This window comes from Streptomyces sp. FXJ1.172, from assembly GCF_001636945.3.
In the GTDB taxonomy this organism is placed as follows: domain Bacteria; phylum Actinomycetota; class Actinomycetes; order Streptomycetales; family Streptomycetaceae; genus Streptomyces.
This window is the reverse complement of record NZ_CP119133.2, coordinates 9,053,014-9,068,843: the sequence shown is the minus strand read 5'-3', so window position 1 is coordinate 9,068,843 and position 15,830 is coordinate 9,053,014. Positions and strand designations below refer to the sequence as shown.

15 protein-coding genes and 2 pseudogenes are annotated in these 15,830 nt (G+C 68.2%); 7 read left to right on the top strand and 10 right to left on the bottom strand.

Annotation, left to right across the window (positions count from 1 at the left end):
• Positions 1-61: 61 nt before the first annotated feature.
• The 4 genes from A6P39_RS40840 to A6P39_RS40825 form a co-directional block, all read right to left on the bottom strand.
• A complete protein-coding gene (locus A6P39_RS40840; RefSeq protein WP_067039708.1) occupies positions 62-1,192 on the bottom strand; it encodes an acyl-CoA dehydrogenase family protein in 1,131 nt (376 codons plus the stop codon).
• Between the two features lie 47 nt (positions 1,193-1,239).
• Complete coding sequence (locus tag A6P39_RS40835) at positions 1,240-2,232, bottom strand: DUF2156 domain-containing protein (protein ID WP_067039705.1); 993 nt, start codon at positions 2,230-2,232, stop codon at positions 1,240-1,242.
• Positions 2,195-2,689, bottom strand: coding sequence for a hypothetical protein (locus A6P39_RS40830; protein ID WP_067039702.1), 495 nt, complete (start codon positions 2,687-2,689; stop codon positions 2,195-2,197). The genes A6P39_RS40835 and A6P39_RS40830 overlap by 38 nt, the downstream gene beginning before the upstream one ends.
• A 999-nt stretch (positions 2,690-3,688) precedes the next feature.
• Positions 3,689-4,387, bottom strand: a complete 699-nt coding sequence (locus A6P39_RS40825; protein ID WP_067039699.1) for an SDR family oxidoreductase — start codon at positions 4,385-4,387, stop codon at positions 3,689-3,691.
• Between the two features lie 182 nt (positions 4,388-4,569).
• On the opposite strand from A6P39_RS40825, the pseudogene A6P39_RS40820 reads away from it, so the two are divergent.
• Together A6P39_RS40820 and A6P39_RS40815 are read left to right on the top strand one after the other, a co-directional pair.
• Positions 4,570-4,734 (top strand): annotated as a pseudogene (locus A6P39_RS40820) (IMP dehydrogenase); the annotation flags it as partial.
• Between the two features lie 78 nt (positions 4,735-4,812).
• Positions 4,813-4,965, top strand: a pseudogene (locus A6P39_RS40815) (SDR family NAD(P)-dependent oxidoreductase); the annotation flags it as partial.
• Between the two features lie 8 nt (positions 4,966-4,973).
• Here the strand turns inward: A6P39_RS40815 and A6P39_RS40810 are convergent.
• Positions 4,974-5,773, bottom strand: a protein-coding gene (locus tag A6P39_RS40810) for an IS5 family transposase (RefSeq protein WP_275883977.1) whose coding sequence is annotated in 2 segments (ribosomal slippage) — positions 4,974-5,435 and positions 5,438-5,773 — 798 coding nt in all. Because the reading frame shifts where the segments join, the coding sequence is not laid out codon by codon here.
• Here A6P39_RS40810 and A6P39_RS40805 point away from each other — a divergent pair.
• Positions 5,675-6,436: an SDR family oxidoreductase gene (locus tag A6P39_RS40805; protein ID WP_275883959.1), complete on the top strand. Its 762-nt coding sequence runs from the start codon at positions 5,675-5,677 to the stop codon at positions 6,434-6,436. The genes A6P39_RS40810 and A6P39_RS40805 overlap by 99 nt on opposite strands.
• A 471-nt stretch (positions 6,437-6,907) precedes the next feature.
• Entirely contained in the window at positions 6,908-7,276 is a 369-nt protein-coding gene (locus A6P39_RS40800) for a MerR family transcriptional regulator (RefSeq protein WP_067039405.1), read from the top strand.
• A gap of 60 nt (positions 7,277-7,336) precedes the next feature.
• Here A6P39_RS40800 and A6P39_RS40795 read toward each other — a convergent pair whose 3' ends face one another.
• Positions 7,337-7,747 (bottom strand): VOC family protein, encoded by a 411-nt coding sequence (locus tag A6P39_RS40795; RefSeq protein WP_067039404.1) that lies wholly within the window; start codon positions 7,745-7,747, stop codon positions 7,337-7,339.
• A gap of 216 nt (positions 7,748-7,963) precedes the next feature.
• A complete protein-coding gene (locus A6P39_RS40790) occupies positions 7,964-9,016 on the bottom strand; it encodes an Lrp/AsnC family transcriptional regulator (RefSeq protein ID WP_234378713.1) in 1,053 nt (350 codons plus the stop codon).
• Positions 9,017-9,190: 174 nt separating this feature from the next.
• Between A6P39_RS40790 and A6P39_RS40785 the strand changes: the two genes are divergently transcribed.
• The 3 genes from A6P39_RS40785 (at position 9,191) to A6P39_RS40775 (ending at position 12,441) form a co-directional block, all read left to right on the top strand.
• A complete protein-coding gene (locus A6P39_RS40785) occupies positions 9,191-9,907 on the top strand; it encodes an SDR family NAD(P)-dependent oxidoreductase (protein ID WP_067039403.1) in 717 nt (238 codons plus the stop codon).
• A gap of 68 nt (positions 9,908-9,975) precedes the next feature.
• Positions 9,976-10,950 (top strand): amidohydrolase family protein, encoded by a 975-nt coding sequence (locus tag A6P39_RS40780; RefSeq protein ID WP_079133115.1) that lies wholly within the window; start codon positions 9,976-9,978, stop codon positions 10,948-10,950.
• A 246-nt stretch (positions 10,951-11,196) separates the two neighbouring features.
• Positions 11,197-12,441, top strand: a complete 1,245-nt coding sequence (locus A6P39_RS40775; protein ID WP_067039402.1) for an FAD-dependent oxidoreductase — start codon at positions 11,197-11,199, stop codon at positions 12,439-12,441.
• A gap of 140 nt (positions 12,442-12,581) precedes the next feature.
• On the opposite strand, the gene A6P39_RS40770 is transcribed toward A6P39_RS40775, so the two are convergent.
• From A6P39_RS40770 to A6P39_RS40760, 3 genes are all read right to left on the bottom strand, one after another.
• Entirely contained in the window at positions 12,582-13,286 is a 705-nt protein-coding gene (locus A6P39_RS40770) for an N-acyl homoserine lactonase family protein (RefSeq protein ID WP_443053086.1), read from the bottom strand.
• Positions 13,287-13,656: 370 nt separating this feature from the next.
• Entirely contained in the window at positions 13,657-14,952 is a 1,296-nt protein-coding gene (locus A6P39_RS40765) for an MFS transporter (RefSeq protein ID WP_079133114.1), read from the bottom strand.
• Positions 14,949-15,488: an ArsR/SmtB family transcription factor gene (locus tag A6P39_RS40760; RefSeq protein ID WP_067039400.1), complete on the bottom strand. Its 540-nt coding sequence runs from the start codon at positions 15,486-15,488 to the stop codon at positions 14,949-14,951. Before A6P39_RS40760 ends, A6P39_RS40765 begins: the two co-directional genes overlap by 4 nt.
• Positions 15,489-15,830: the final 342 nt, after the last annotated feature.

The following is a 15,830-nucleotide window of genomic DNA, read 5'->3' as shown; positions in this document are numbered from 1 at the left end:
GACTCCCATCGGGTGCGGTGCGGTGTGCTGCGGCTTTCCGAGCGCGGTACCCGGGATCGGATCAGGCGATGGTGAGCGGTCCATCGGCCAGGTGGGCCGCCAGCGGGCTGGTCATTCTGGACCGTGAAGGCGGGTGCAGGGACAGCCCGTTGGAGCAGGCGGCGAGATATCCCACCTCGTCCGAACTCATGAAGTTGAGACCGCCGAGCAGTTCGACTGCCCGCGGGACCATGCGGGAAAGGGCGTCCTGCACGCAGTACCGGACGCACAGCGAGTCGGCGAGCGTGGACTCGTCCGGGCAGCCCTCGTCGATCCGGCGGGCGATGCCCTCCGCGGCGGACATCGCGCCCTCGGCCTCCACCAGCAGCCGGACCCGCTCGGACTCCGGCACCCGCTCATTGCACAACACCCGTTCCACCAGCGCGCTGGCGGCCCCCAGGTAGCTCCCCGTCATCAGCAGCTCAAACCAGACGAAGCCCGCGGTCTGCAGTTCGTCCAGCTGGCCGGCCGGGGCCGAAGTCCGCAGCAGCAACTCCGGCGGCACCAGGACGTCCGTGAGGGTGACCTGGTCGCTCTCCGCCCCCGACAGGAACGAACTGGACCAGAAGCTGCTGATGCTCAAGCCCTCGCTCCCGGCGGGTACCAGCGCCACAGCCAGCTCCTCGCCCGCCCCTTCCGCACCGGGCACCATGACGCTTGCGGTGAGCAGGTCCATCGACCGGGCCAGACTGCACGGGCGCTTCACCCCGCTGATCCGCACCCCCTCCGGCCCCACCGTCGCGGTCATCGACGGGGAGAGAATGCCTGCGCCGGGGCGTCCCTCCGCGAAGCCGGAGGCCACCAAGCGGTTGGCGGAGGCCACGCCTTCGACGAGCATCCACTCCAATCCCTCGCCGTCGGCGATCAGGCCGACCAGAGTGGCCATGGAGAAATGGTGCATGGTGGTGGCCACTGCCAAGGACGGCGACCTGCTGCCCAGGGCGCGCTGCACACGCAGGGCGTCCAGTGCGGTGGCGCCCTTCCCCTGACAGGACACCGGAACCACCAGCCCGGGGCCGCCGCTGTCCCGGAAGAGCTGGATGCCGGGGCTGTGCGAGCCCTCCAGATCCATGAGGGGCACTGCCCGCAGGCTCTCGTCCAGTCCCGGCAGCAGTTTCGTCACAATGGCGCGTTCGCGCTCCAGAAACCTCATGTCCTCCCCTGCTCCATGACGACCCAGTCGACGGCCCTGCAGCCGGCTCACAGCGCCCGGGTGGCGCGCAGCAGCTGCCACACCGCATTCGGACCCGGCCGCCCCTGAAAGGCGATGTACTCGGGCAGCACCGCGTGGGGCGCCCATTTCTGCTTGTATTCGAGCTGTGCGGCGGCCGGGTAGACGCGCTCACCATGCTCGGCGAGCAGACGTACACAGCGCGCGAAGGTACGGCTCGCGGACGGCAGCTCGTGCTCGTCGGAAAGTCCGGTGAAGGGAGTGAAGCCAAAGTGCAGCCAGCCCTCGCCGTCGGCTGACATGCGCTCCATCGCGGTTGCGTTGAGGGCTTCCATCACTCCTGGCGGAGCGTCCGGTGAGCGTCTGCTGAGGTCGTGGAGCCAGCCCGGCCGACTGCCGAACACAGGCGAGTAGCTGATGTACCCGACGGCGGCCCCGCCGATCCGCCCCACGAACAGCCGCCGATACCGCTGAGCCGCTCCGACCCGCTCACCGACCAGGAACCGCAGCTCCTTGGTGCGGCGGCCCTTGCCTCGAAGCCAGTCCCGGTCGATCAAGTCCAGTTCTCCCTCGGTGGCACGGTCGACGGGACCGGTCTCGACCACCTCCAAGCCTGCGCGGCGGGCCCTGGATATCTTGTTGCGCAGCCGTACGAAACGTGAGCCGCGCAGAGTGAACCCGGCCAGTTCGACCGCGTACGACGCTCCCAGTTGGTTCACTGTGAACCCGTGCGCCGCGTACAGCTCGGCGTCCGGCCGCTGCAGTTGCACCGCCACCACCCGGCGTGGTCGGGCCTGCGCCACGAAGGCGTCCAGAAGATCCGCTCGCTGCTCGGCCACCGCGAAGGGGCCCGCGAATTGCAGGAGATGGCGTCCGGACCGGCGGTAGACGCAGGTGCCGTCGAAACGCGGATCCTGGAAGTATTCATTGCCCTGGTTGAGAGCGAGAAAAGCACTCGGATTGTCACTGTGGCGGACCAGGGCATCAAAGACGGACGGCGTCTGTACCCCTTCGGGAGGCATCGATTTCCCTTCCGGTCGAAGTGGAGTACTGCCTCTCGAAATCGGCATATGCCGGGTGCGGGTCCGGTTCGAAACTCACACCGAACGGCTTGAGTGAATTACCGAACAGTGCACGGTCCCCCAGCAGGTGCAGGGGAAGCGCGAGCAGCGCCCATTCCGGCTTCACCAGCACCGCCCACAGCCCGGCGACAACACCTGCGGTCACTAGGCTGTGCATGGTGTTGTACGCCACGAAGTACCAGTGCGAGATGCGCCCGTCGCGGCTCTTCCGGAAGGCCACGGCCCCGGGGACGTAGCCGATGGCGTCGATGACGGCGAAAAGCCCGACGAAGACCGCCCAGCGTATCTCCGAGAAGTGCCGCACGGTGAGCGCGGCACATACCGCCAGACCGCCCAGCCATTCCAGTCGCAGCAGGAAGAAGGTGGCTCTCGTCTCGAACCTGTTCTTTGCATCCATGTGCCCTCCGCCCTTCGCCCTTGTTTACGGTGGAAGCGGAGGGAACCCTCGCGGAAATTCATGTGTCCGAAAGGACGGGCGACGACGCCCGACGGACCCCTCGACGCCGGACACGAAGCGGGCCCGCGCGATGACGGCCGGCTGCGTGAGGCGAGGACGACGTCCCGCGTCTCGTGGCGGTGCTCGCCGCCCGGCTCCGCGCCGCACACGCTGCTCAGCCACGCCTGCCGAAGGCCTGGTGCGGGCGGAGTTCGGCATCAGCCGCGCGCAGCCCTCGCGGCTGTTCCCGTGCACGGCTCGCGGCTGAACATGGTCAAGCCCAAGACCCCGAGGGACCGTCGGGCGCTGTCGGCGACGCGTGAATCGTGACCCACTCCCGACTTAGAACCCAAGCGTCGCTACTGGTCCACTTTTCAGCCGTCGCCGACAGGGCGCCACCGCGACGGACACCCCGGCCCGCGCGCTGCCGATGCCGAGGCGTCCCCAGGGCCGTAGGGGCGCTTGTCGTCCTGCGCCGGCGACACCTGAACGCGGCGCCTGGCAGGGGGGCGAACAGGACTGGGCCGCAGCCGTCTGACCGCCACCAGCACGGCTGCGCTCCGAGGCCGACGGCCTGCTTGCATGTCAGGCTGCGTCGTGGTCGTGTTTGCGGCACAACCGCCGTTCATCGAGGCGTGTTCGGGGAGGCGTCATCCGTCTCAGCAAAGGTTGGAACGTCGCTGTCGAAGTAGTCGAATGACGGGTAGGGCAACCCCACGCCTGCCATCAACAGGAAGGTCCTCGGCCTCCGAACGAGCAGACGAAGACGCCTCGGCGGCAACGGGCACGTCAGTCGTGGACGGTGTACCTGCGATCGGCGCCCGCAGGTTGAGTACGCGGTATCGGTGCTCAGGAACGCCGCGGGGTGGCGGCCCGGATCCGAAGGCGCCCCCGGCCCGCGCGACACCATGCTTAGCGGAGCCAAAGGCACCTCCCCGTACGCCCCTTGGGAGTTCTACCTCAGCCAACCTGCCCCGTCGGCCGCATCGTGATGTGGTTGATGTCCACGCCCGCGGGCTGGTTGATGGCGAACACAATGGTGTCCGCGATCTGCTCGGCGGTCATCGTGGCGGCCGCCTCGGGGGTGCCGCCGCGGGCGTGCCAGAAGGGGGTGTCCACGATGCCGGGGGCGACAACGGTGACGCCGACTCCGTCCTGGCCGACCAGGAGGCGGGTGTTCTCGGCGAGGGCGTGGGCGGCCCACTTGGTGACGGAGTAGAGGTTGCCAGGGGTGTGGCGGACGCCGGCGACCGAGCCGATGATCACGATTCGGCCCTTGGAGGTCCTCAGGTGGGGCAGGGTCTCCTGGATCAGCAGGGCGGGGCCCAGCACGTTGGTGAGGATCATGGCGCGCATGTCCTCAGGGGCCTGGGTCTCCAGGTTGCCGGGCAGGGAGTAACCAGCGTTGGCTATGACGTTGTCCAACTGGCCCCAGGTGTCCAGCACGTGGCGGACGGCGGCGGCGACGTCATCCGCTTCGCTGGCGTCGCCGGTGATCGTCAGCAGCCGCTCGCCCGCCCCCGCGGTGGTGGCGAAGGCGGCCAGTTTGCCCGCGTCTCGTCCGGTGACGGCCACGCGGTGGCCCTGCTTGAGCAGGGCGCGGGCGGTGGCGGCGCCGATTCCGGTCGAGCCACCGGTGATCAGCGTGACGGGGTCCATGGGACGGCCTCCTCGGCGACGGGGTCATCGGGGTAAAGCGCCTGCACTATACCCAGCGATCTTCGACGCTCGCTCCTGGCTTTCTCCGACGGCTCCGCTCCTGACTGAGGATCAGGAGTTACTGATCTCTTCGGGTTGTTGTCGGTCGGTGAGTGAGTGTGAGGCATCCACATGGAAGGCGGCCCGCCCCCGTCCGCCGGTTCCTGCCCGAACTGATCCAGCTCATCTGGGACCGCGAGATCGACCCCGGCAAGGTCTTCGATCACGAACTCCCGCTGGAACAGGCCGCCGAGGCCTGTGAGGCCATGGACGAGCGCCGCGCCATCAAGGCCCTCCTGCGCCCCTGAGTCACCCCGCGCGGCGCCGCCGACCGCCACCGCTCAGCCCAGTCACCTCTCACCATCACTGAACAGGACTCTTCACTGATGAACCCCACCTACGACTTCACCGGACAGGTCGCCCTGGTTACCGGCGCCGCCTCCGGCATGGGCCTGGCCACCGCCCGCGCCTTCGCCCAGGCAGGCGCCGCTGTCACCCTCGCCGACCTCGACCAGGAGGCCGCCGAGCGTGCGGCTAAGAGGTCATCTCATTTGGTGAGTCTGCGGTAGCAGATCAGGGTGCAGGCGATGCTGGTGAAGGCCAAGAAGTGGACGGCCTTGCGTTCATAGCGGCGGTGCAGGCGGCGGCATCCGGCGAGCCAGGCCATGGTGCGTTCGATGGTCCAGCGGTGGCGTCCCAGGCGCTGGGAGGACTCGATGCCTTTACGGGCGATGCGGTGCCGGATGCCGCGCTGGCGTAACCATCGGCGCAGGTGGTCGTAGTCGTAGCCCTTGTCGCCGTGGAGCTTGGCCGGCCGTCGTCGGCGCGGACCGCGACGGGAGCGGATGGGCGGGATGCCGCGAACGAGCGGTTCGAGGGCCTGGCTGTCGTGCAGGTTGGCGCCGGAGATGCCGATGGAGATGGGCAATCCGGTCCGTTCGGTGATCAAGTGGATCTTCGAACCGTACTTGCCTCGATCTACTGGATTCGGACCTGTCAGGCCCCCCTTTTCAGGGCCCGCACGTTCACCGAGTCGATCGCACAGCGAGACCAGTCCAGTTCACCCCGGGAGCCGAGTTCGTCGAGGACCAGGCGATGGAGCTTCGCCCACACCCGGGCTTTCGACCACTCGGTGAAACGCCGGTGAGCCGTGGGTCCCGACGGTCCGAACGAGGCGGCCGGCAGCTGCTGCCACGTACAGCCCGACGTGGCCACGAACACGATCGCAGCCAGCACCTCCCTGTCACCGTGCCGGCGCCGGCCGCCTCCCTGAGGCCGACTCGGCGCCTCCGGCACCACTCGCTGGAACAACTCCCACAGCTCATCCGGCACCAGCCGCTCAACGATCCCCACACCCGGAGCCTATCGAATGCGCCAAATGAGATGACCTCTAAGGAGCTGACCGACGCCGGCCACCAGGCCCTCGGCATCGGCTGCGACGTGGCCGACGAGGACCAGGCCGAAGCCATGGTCGCGCGCACCGTGGAAACCTTCGGACGCCTGGACATGGCCTTCAACAACGCCGGCATCCAAGCCCCTCCCGCCGACGCCGCCGACGAGAGGGCCGCAGACTTCGACCGCGTCAACGCCGTCAACCTGCGCGGCATCTGGACGTGCCAGAAGCACGAACTGCGGCGGATACACACTCAAGGCTCCGGCGCGATCGTCAACTGCTCCTCCCTCGGCGGCCTGGTCGGCCTGCCCGAACGCGCCGCGTACCACGCCTCCAAGCACGGTGTGATCGGCCTGACCCGCAGCGCCGCGGTCGAATACGCACCCAGGGGCATCCGCATCAACGCCGTGTGCCCGGGCGTCATCGAGACCCCCATGGTCGCCGACATGCTCGAAGGCCAGGCCGAGGCCATGGCCGGGATCATCAAGGAACAGCCCATTGACCGACTGGGCACAGGGGACGAGGTGGCAGCAGCCGTCCTGTGGCTGTGCAGCCCCGGCGCCAGCTTTGTCGTCGGAACAGCTCTCCCCGTCGATGGTGGCTTCACCGTCCACTGATACGGCGCCGGACGGGCACTCCCCTCGTCGCCGACGGCGGATACACCGTGTGGTGGCCCCCCTTGCGATCGCCTTCCGAGCGCGTCCGGGCCCTCTCGCGGGGCGCGGGCGCTCGGACAAGGCTCCGTCGCAGTTCGCGGGCAGCGCAGGTACGCATCGGCCGAGCACCCGCCACGTGCCTCGTGCATGGATCCCCACCGGGCCCGGCAGCCACCGGCACCTGCTCATCCGACGCAACTGCTCCACCGGCGAACTCGCCTTCTACCTGTGCTGGTCACCCGGCGACGCGGACGAGTTCGGACAGGGGCACTTCGGTGGGCCCCCGAACGGCCCGTCGACACGCACGAGCCTGTCCGCAGCAATGATTCGATCGCGCTGACCGTCCCGGAATCCGCCACCTGCTAACTGTTGTGGGACAGGAGGTTGTTGACGCTTGGAAGTTCGCGGAACGCCCGGACGTTGCTTCCAGATATGAAGATCAGCGAAGCGTCCAGGGCCAGCGGCGTGAGTGCGAGGTCGTTGCGTTACTACGAGGATGAGGGCTTGATAGTCCCGGGTCGTTTCACCAACGGGTACCGCGACTACTGCAGGTCGACCATCGACCGAGTCCTCGTCATCCGCTCGCTGCTGGAATCCGGACTGCCCGTGCGCTTGATCAAGGAGGTCCTGCCTGGCCTCATGCAAGGTCCCGGTGATTTCGGCACGGACGTGGTGTGTGCAGAGTTCCTTCACGAGCTGCAGGGCTATCGGGATCGGCTCGCTGCCCGTATCGCCGATCTCAGTGCTCAGCAGACGGCACTCGACGCCTACCTGCGAGAGGCCCGGCCCACGGACGCGTGATCGCCGCTTGACCTTGACGCCTGTGTGAAGCTTCTACGTTCCTGGGCATGGAGATCAACACTAGTCGCGCTTGGGCCAGATGAGGCCCTGATCGGTCCAGATGACACCCTTGTTGCGGCAGAGGCAGAAGGGGTGGCCGACGGGGTCGGCGTAGACGCGGAAGCCGTAGCCGTCGAGGCCGGTGCAGTCCCGCTGCAGGGTCGCGCCGAGGGCCAGGACGCGGCGCTGTTCGGCCTCGATGTCGTCGACTTCGAAGTCGAGGTGGAACTGCTTGGGGTGGTCGCTGTCGGGCCACTGCGGGGCGCGGTAGTCCTCCACCCGGATGAAGGCCAGTTCGATCTCGCCGAACTGGATACCGGCCCAGTTCTCGTTACTGCCCTCCTTGACCGGGAGCCCCAACACCTCGGAGTAGAAGGCTGCCAGCTTCATCGTGTCCGGGCAATCGATGATGAAGTCGGTTAGTCGTAGCATCCCGCGATCTTGCCACAAGATCAAATGAGCCGGACTCGGAGCCGCAGCCGCGGGTGCCGGTTGGCGTACATCGCGTCCAACGGCGCTCAGGCCGTAGGGGGTCACCAGCGGGCAGCGGGCGCCGTCGCCGCGATCTGCTCCAGCCGCTCGAGGACGAGCTTCCCGTCGGCTACGGCGTCATGCCGGCCGGCGAGCTGCTGGTCGCGCTCCAGCCTCTCAGCGGCGGGCGCGAGCGCTGGATGGCTCGACGAGTCGATCGTCGAAGAGCCGAGTGCCGGCCTGTTTGACGTACTTCAGCACGGGTGAGACCTCCATGCTCTGCAGTCCCGTCAGGGACCCGATGCGATCCGACGTGAACTCGAAGAGTTCGTCGAGGTCCCGGCAGTGTGCGACGGCGTGAATGTTCCAGGGTCCGGAGATGGCTGCGACGAAGGCGATCTCGGGTTCCTGCGCGAGTGTGCGGCCCGCGCTCTTCACCGCCGACGGGTGCACGCGGAGCCAGAGGTGCGCGCGAGCGTGATAGCCCAAGGCTGCCGCGGCGATCTCGATGTCGATGTGGACGACGCGGTGCTGGAGCAGAGCCTCAAGACGTCGCGAGGCGCGTCCCGGAGTGAGGTCGGCTGCTGTGGCGAGATCGACGAGACTGGCGCGGCCGTCTGCAGCAAGCGCATCGAGCATCTTTTCGTCCTGAGGGGTGAGGCGCAGTGGCTCACGAGTGACGACCGGAGACTCGGTGAAAGGGGGCCCGCCGCTCCCCAGCGCTGATTCCTCCTCCGGGGACAGTGTGCCCTGCAGGGCAGACCAGTAGTGGCCACGGCCTCCGAGGAACTGCCGGAGCATGGCGAAGGCGTTGATGTCGATCACCGCTGCGGTGCGGGGCAGCCGCTGCCCCAGGAGGTCCTCGCGTTGTTCCCGCGTCCGGGATTGCGTCGCGCAGGTGACCTCACAGCCCGCCGCACCCAGGGCTACCCAGTTGATGTCGTCACGCTTGGCGAGCGCGTCGGCGATCGCCCCGACACTGTCGGGGCGGCAGCGCAGTCGCACCAGCCACCTGCTCTGCCCCAGGGCCCCCGGGTTGACCACACCGGCCACGCGGATGACGCCGTCGGCCCGCAGGCGGCGATACCGACGGTTGACAGCGCCCTCGGTCAGGCCGAGGGCCGTCGCGATCGCGGCGAACGAAGCCCGCGGAGCGATCTGCAGCGCCCGAATGATTCGCACATCGTCAGGCTGTGTCGAAGCGGATTCCGTCATGAACGCCCTTGCCACATCACCAATCCTACAAACCAGCGCTCGTAGCTCGCTTGCGATGCGGTGCTGACGAAACACTCGAGGCGCACGGGTCGAGGGGCCGCAGCGACGGGCACCGCCCTGTGCCGGTCCCGGGGGCCTCGACCGATGCCCGAACGGAGACCAGGGCTCGAAGAACGGAGATGATGCTGGATGTCATCGACTGGCACCGGACAACACCCACGGACCGCTCTCATCGTCGGGGCCTCGCGCGGCCTCGGCCACGCGATGACGGCGGAGTTCCTCGGCAGGGGCTGGAACGTCGTCGGCACCGTACGCGACACCACTGCGCGAACGCCGCTGCACGATCTCGCGGACCAGGCCGACGGGCGGGTGACCATCGAGCACCTCGACATCAACGACCCCCTCCGCCTCTCCTCGCTGCACGAACGTCTGGCACACCGCCGACTCGACGTGCTGTTCGTCAACGCGGGTACGACCAACAATGAGCGGACGCCCATCGGCGCGGTTGCGACAGCGGACTTCATCGATGTGATGGTCACCAACGCGCTCAGCCCCATGCGCGTCATCGAAGCCCTCGAAGACCTGGTGTCCCCGGCGGGACTCATCGGGGCGATGTCCTCAGGACAGGGCAGCATCACGAACAACACGACCGGAGGCCGCGAGGTCTACCGAGGGAGCAAAGCAGCCCTGAACATGTTCCTGCGGAGCTTCGCGGCCCGGCAAAATGAGACGCAGCGGTCCTTCGTCCTCATGGCGCCGGGCTGGATACGCACCGCCCTGGGTGGTCCGGATGCGCCGTTCACCATCGAGGAGACCGTCCCCTTGCTGGTCGACGTCCTGCTCTCCCGCCTGGGCACGCCCGGCCTGGCGTATCTGGACCGCTTCGGCCAGACCGTCCCTTGGTAACCCCCGCGGCCCACCCAGCACTCACCGCTCGCCCTTCGCCGGCTTGGAGCGGCCTCAAGGAGGAGATCGTGCCGATCATCGCCATCGAAGAACACTGGAGCATGCCGGATCTGACGGCTGCCCTCCGCGCCCTCCCGTACCCGGATGAAAGTCTCGTTTTCGGGGAAATGGAAGACAACCAGGAGTGCTTGGAGGACCTGGATGCGGGCCGCATCGCGGCGATGGACGCACAGGGCATCGACTTGTCGATCCTCGCCCTGACACCGCCCGCAACCCAGCCGCTGCCACCCGGAGAAGCCCTGGCGCTGAGCCGCGCCGCGAACGACGTGGCCGCGGCGGCCGTCGCCCGGAACCCTGCCCGTCTCCGCTCGATGTCCACCCTGCCCATGTCCTCACCGAAGGATGTTCCGGCCGAGCTTGAACGAGCCGCGGGCATGGGACACGTAGGAACCATGGTGTACGGCCGATCCGGGGACCTGTTTCTCGACGATCCCGTGTACGACGATTTCTTCGGCGTGGCATCGGAACTCGGTCAGCCAGTGTTCATTCACCCCCAACTGCCGTCGAAAGCTGTCCGTGACGCCTCATATCGAGGATTCGACCCCATGACGGAACTCGCCCTGGCCACGTTCGGCTGGGGATGGCACATGGACACCGCGACAGCAGCGTTGCGGCTGATCCTCCGAGGTACCTTCGACCGTCATCCCGACCTGCAGATCGTGCTCGGCCACTGGGGAGAGACGTTGCTGTTCTGGCTGGACCGGGCCGACAGCATCTCCCGGATCGCCGGCCTGCAGCGATCCGTGTCCGACTGCATCCGATCGAACTTCCATATCACCGCCTCCGGCATGCTCAATCCGGCACACCTGCGGCATGCTCTGGCGGTGACCTCGGTCGACCGTTTGATTTTTGCCACCGACTACCCCTTCCAACGGCCGACCAAGGAGGAGATTCGTTCGTTCCTGGGTCATTTCTCCTCCGAGACAGAACGCCGAAAGTTCTCTTACGGCAACGCGGCATCGCTGTTTGGCATCGACCTATAGACCAGGGTCTTTCATCATCGGCTCCCCTTCTCCGACTTGGCCTCGTACATGGAGGCGGTTTCGGGACAACAGGAACCGCGTCGGTTCGGGGTTGACGGGGCCCGTTCGTCTGTTACGGTCATTGACGGACGTACGAAAGTCACGGTCCGGTAGGTAGTCCGGATGGCGATCACTCGCTCGTACGGTGCCCGTGGAGGCACATCCGGTGCGTCCCTTTTCGTTTCATGATCGAGAAGGGACACGACTGTGTCGGATCTGCATGCCATCATCGCCGGGGGCGGCCTGGGCGGCCTTGCCCTCGCACAGGGGCTCCAGCGGGCGGGGATCAGCGTCACCGTCCACGAGAAGGACCCCGGCCCCGACTTCCGCAACCAGGGCTACCGCATCCGCATCAATCCGGACGGCATCACCGCACTCAAGGCGCTGCTGACGCCGCAGGCGTTCCAGGTGTTCGCCGCCACCGCCGGAACACCCGGGGCGCGGATGGACTCCTTCGACCACCGGCTGGGCCTGCTGCACGCGCAGGAACTGCCGGTGGTGGAGAACCTGCCGGGCGGCGGGCACCTGGCGGTCAACCGCAGGACTCTGCGCCAGATCCTGCTGGCCGGACTGGAGAAGTCCGTGCACTACGGTTCCGCGCTGACCCACTATGAGACCAATCGCTCGGGCACGGTGACCGCGTACTTCGCGGACGGGACCAGCGCCACCGGGGACGTCCTGATCGGTGCCGACGGCGTCAACTCTGCGACCCGAAGGCAGCGTCTGCCCAAGGCACAGGTCGTCGACGCGGGACTGCGGCTGCTGTACGGCAAGGTCCCACTCGCCGGCGAAGCGGCGCGGGAGCTGGTCCCCTCCGAGTTGTTGGGCCTGTGGACCACCGTCATCGGCCCGCAGCGGCGCTTCCTCGGGCTCGCGCCGGTGCAGTACCGCGAACCGCAGCACGAGGTGACCGCGAGGCTGGCTCCCGGGATCGAACTCAGCGGCGACAGCGACTACCTCGCCTGCGTCTTCGGCGCCCGCCGGGAGCAACTCCCCTGCACGGACGAGCAGTTGTTCACCATGAGCGGCGCGGAGTTCCAGGCGATGACCCTGTCCCTGCTGGAGGGCTGGCACCCCCGGCTGGCCGCGATCGTCTCCCACCAGGACCCGGCCTCGATCTTCCCGGTCTCGGTCCGCACCAGCGTGCCGGTCACCGCGTGGGAAACGAACGCGATCACGCTCCTGGGCGATGCCGTCCACGTCATGAGCCCCGCCATCGGTGTGGGCGCGAACACCGCGCTGCGCGACGCCCGCGTTCTCACGTCCCGCCTCACCGAGGCCACCGCCGGCCGACCGCTCACCGATGCCCTACGGGCCTACGAGGACGAGATGCGCGGCTACGGCTTCGACGCCGTCCGCGAGTCGGCCGAGCGCGGTCACCGCCTGGTCGGCCAGGACCGGCTGCCCTCACCGCAGTTGCCACCGACGCGGACCGACAGCCCGCAGCGCTGACCGGCCCTGGACTGCTCCCGAAAGCGGCCGCACTCCAAGAACGGTGCCAGAACCCGAGAACTGACGCCGCTCCCGTAGGGACGATGTATGTTCCCAGGTGAGCGCCGGAGACGCGAGCGATGCAGCCTGGCGTCGTCCGATCAGCTCCGAAAGGTGCTTTGCGACGGCTCCCAGACCGAGCAGTCATGGGCGAAGAGCACACGTCGTGGATCGAAGCCGGCGAGTCGCTCGAGCCAGGGCTGATAGGCGGGAAGTGGCTGTTCCTCGCCGCTGAGTGCTGCGTGGCGGGCCAGCTGGTCGGATGCGAAATGGGACGCGAAGTCGTGTGCCTGGCCGGCGAGGACTACGGTGCCGTCCCCTTGGCGGAGGACCAGCGACTGGTGCCCTTGGGTGTGCCCGGGCGTCGGAATGATCCAGACTCCCGGCCAGACCTCGGTCTCACCGGCGAGTTCCTCGTAGGCCACGCCGGGGAAGTCGACCAGTTCTTCGAAGGTGTAGCCGCCCCGTCGGGCTGTTGCCAGTTCGACGTCCTGAACCAGGATGGGCTTGCCACCCAGGAGGGGATTGCCGCCGCAGTGGTCGAAGTGAAGGTGGCAGTTGACGACCAGGGAGATGTCCTCCAGGGCGGCTCCAGAAGCCGTCAGGGCGTCCTGCAAGGCACGGCGCCGGGGTCGGTAGTGCGCTTCGGTCTCGGGGTCCGCGTTGCCGATGCCGGTGTCGAAGAGGATCAGCCCCTGGTCATGTCGGACCAGGTAGGCAAGAACAGGTTCGACCCGCGGTTGTGGGCCACCCGTCTCTGACGCAGGCCGAATGAAGTACCCCAGATCGAGCCGACGCACCGCCATGTTCTTCCCCACGCCGTCATCCTGGCAGGTCTCGGTGTGACATCAAGCCGGATTGCCGACAGCTCAAGCATCACCCGGCCGAGTCCTGGACGGCTGCGCGGGCCTGAGTGAGGGCGAGTCGGTAGGACTCGGCGCCGGTCTGGACCAGGCTGCCACCGCGCCGGCTTCGACCTCGGCCTCCTCACCCCCGAGGAACCCCCCGCCAGGCGCTGCCTCCCGCCGCGTCCGCGCAAAGTCTCGTCGCTGATCAACGGGCACTCCTTCGGCTGTTCCCCGCGCAGCTGACAGGCCCCCGCGGGGCGCGACGAGTGGGATTTCCGGCGAAGGCAGTGGGAGTACCCGACTTGTTGTGGCCCCTGCCGCGAAGGCGTCACAACAAGTCGGGTGCACTCTCCTGGGCTCGATCCTCGGATGCCGGGTGATCCGGGCCGCCGGCCGGGGCAGCGGCACGCAGCGCCCCTTCGACCCAGCGGTTGCTGGTCATGGAGGCCGTGACGGCCGTCATCGCCAGGAGGAGGACGGCGGCGGCGTAGAGCGGGGTACGGATGTCGTAGGTGGTGGCCAGCCAGCCGCCGAGGAAGGCCCCGATGGGTGCGGCGCACATGGCCAGCATGCGGGAGGTGGAGGCGACCCGGCCCATGAGGTGGGCCGGGACGATCGCCTGCCGGAGGGAGGGCCCGAGCACCATCGTGGCGCCCATGCCGGCCCCGCAGACGGCGAGCGCCAGCCCGGCCACGTACGGGTTCGGGGCAGCGGCAAGGCCCAGGATGGCAAGCCCTTCGACTGCGGCCGTGCAGGTCAGTGCGGTGCCGGTGCCGAGTCGTCGGCCAAGGCAGGAGGCGATGCCTGCACCGAGCAGACCGCCGGTGGCCTCCGCTGTGAGGAGCAGGCCGAAGCCGTAGGTGTCGATGCCGAGGCGGTCGTGCGCGAAGAGGGCGAGTACGGTCTCCACAGCGAGGAAGGCGATGTTCCCGACCGCCGGGCGGAGCGCGAGCCCGAGCAGCAACCGGTCCCCGAAGACGTACGAGGCCCCGGCCCGCGCCTGCCGAAGCAGCGACTCGCGGATCTCCGGCACGGGCCGGGGTACGGCGGGAAGCGACCGTACGAGCAGTGCGGAGAGCATGAACGACACCGCGTCGGCGAGCAGCGGAACCGCCCGCCCGAGCGCGAGCAGCGCACTGCCCGCAGGCGGCCCCGCGAAGCCGGACATGGCGGTCTGGGCGCCGCGCAAGCGAGAGTTGGCTCGCTCCAGGAGTGCGGGGTCGCGGCCGAGCAGATCCGGCAGATAGGCCGTGGCGGCCGTGTCGAAGAAGAGTCCCCCGAGGCCGAGCAGGAAGGCGACGGCCGCCAGCAGCGGAATGCTCAGCGTGTCGAGCGCGGCCGCTGCCGCCGGTATCGCGAGCAGCAGCGCACGCGCCGCGTCCATGACCCACATAGTTCGCCGACGGTCCCAGCGGTCCACCAGCGCACCGCCGAGCACCCCGAAGAGCAGCCACGGCAGCGTCCCGGCGGCCGTGACGACGGCGAGCGCCATCGGATCCCGCGTCAACGTCAACGCGAGCAGCGGCAGCGCGGCATGCGACACCCCGTCGCCGAGCGAGGACACCGTCTGCGCGGTCCACAGCCGTCCGAACCCGGTCGGCAACTTCCGGACGTCTGAGGTCACTTGGCGCCCTCCTCGGCCTGATCGCGCGGTGCCGGGTGGAACAGCGCGAAGACGAGTGACGCGTCCGGCAGCGCGGGATCGGACAGCTCCCGGTACTCGTCCGCCAGTGCCTGCAGCCGCGCCCCCAGCTGCGCGAACTGCTCCTCGGTGAGCCGCAGATGCGCCATCCGTACGTGCCGTTCGCCACCCACCGGTGACGCCTCCAGGTCCGCCACCGCATGCCGCATCAGCACATCCGGCCCTCCCTCGCCCGGATCCGGCAGCACGATCGCCCGCGCGGCCATCGCGTAGTACCGCTCGGTGACACCCCGCACCTTCCGCGTCCGTACCACCTTCACCAAGCCGGCCCGCTCCAGCAGCCGCACGTGATAGCTGGAACTTCCCTTCGCAAGGCCCACCCGCTCGGCGATCTGCGTAATCGTCGCCGGCTCGAAGCGGAGCACGGCCATGATCCGGTGGCGCGTGAGATTGGAGACGGCGCGCAGCTGCTCGTCCGTGGTGACGTGAAACGTCTCGGGGAGATCATCAGTAGGCATGCGAGCAATGGTCAACGACTCTTGACCATTGCGCAAGGGATTTCGCGAGGACCTCCAGAATCTGCTGACCGGCGGGCCATGACGACCACTCAGGAGCCAGCGCAGGACGCGGACGAGAACCTGAACACCACCGCCCCCGGCGGCCGACTCGTCTTCCATGTCTTCGCCGCGCTCGCGGAGTTCATTCGCGAACTCATCGTCAGCACAAATGATCGTCTTCGGGTTCGTCTTCGCCGTGATCGCAGTCGTCTGTGACTCGGCGTGGAACCTGGTGTCGAGCAGCGCGCGCTCGTGGTTCACCCGCCCGCCGCGTCGCCTCGAGGTGGTCACGGGCACGGGTGG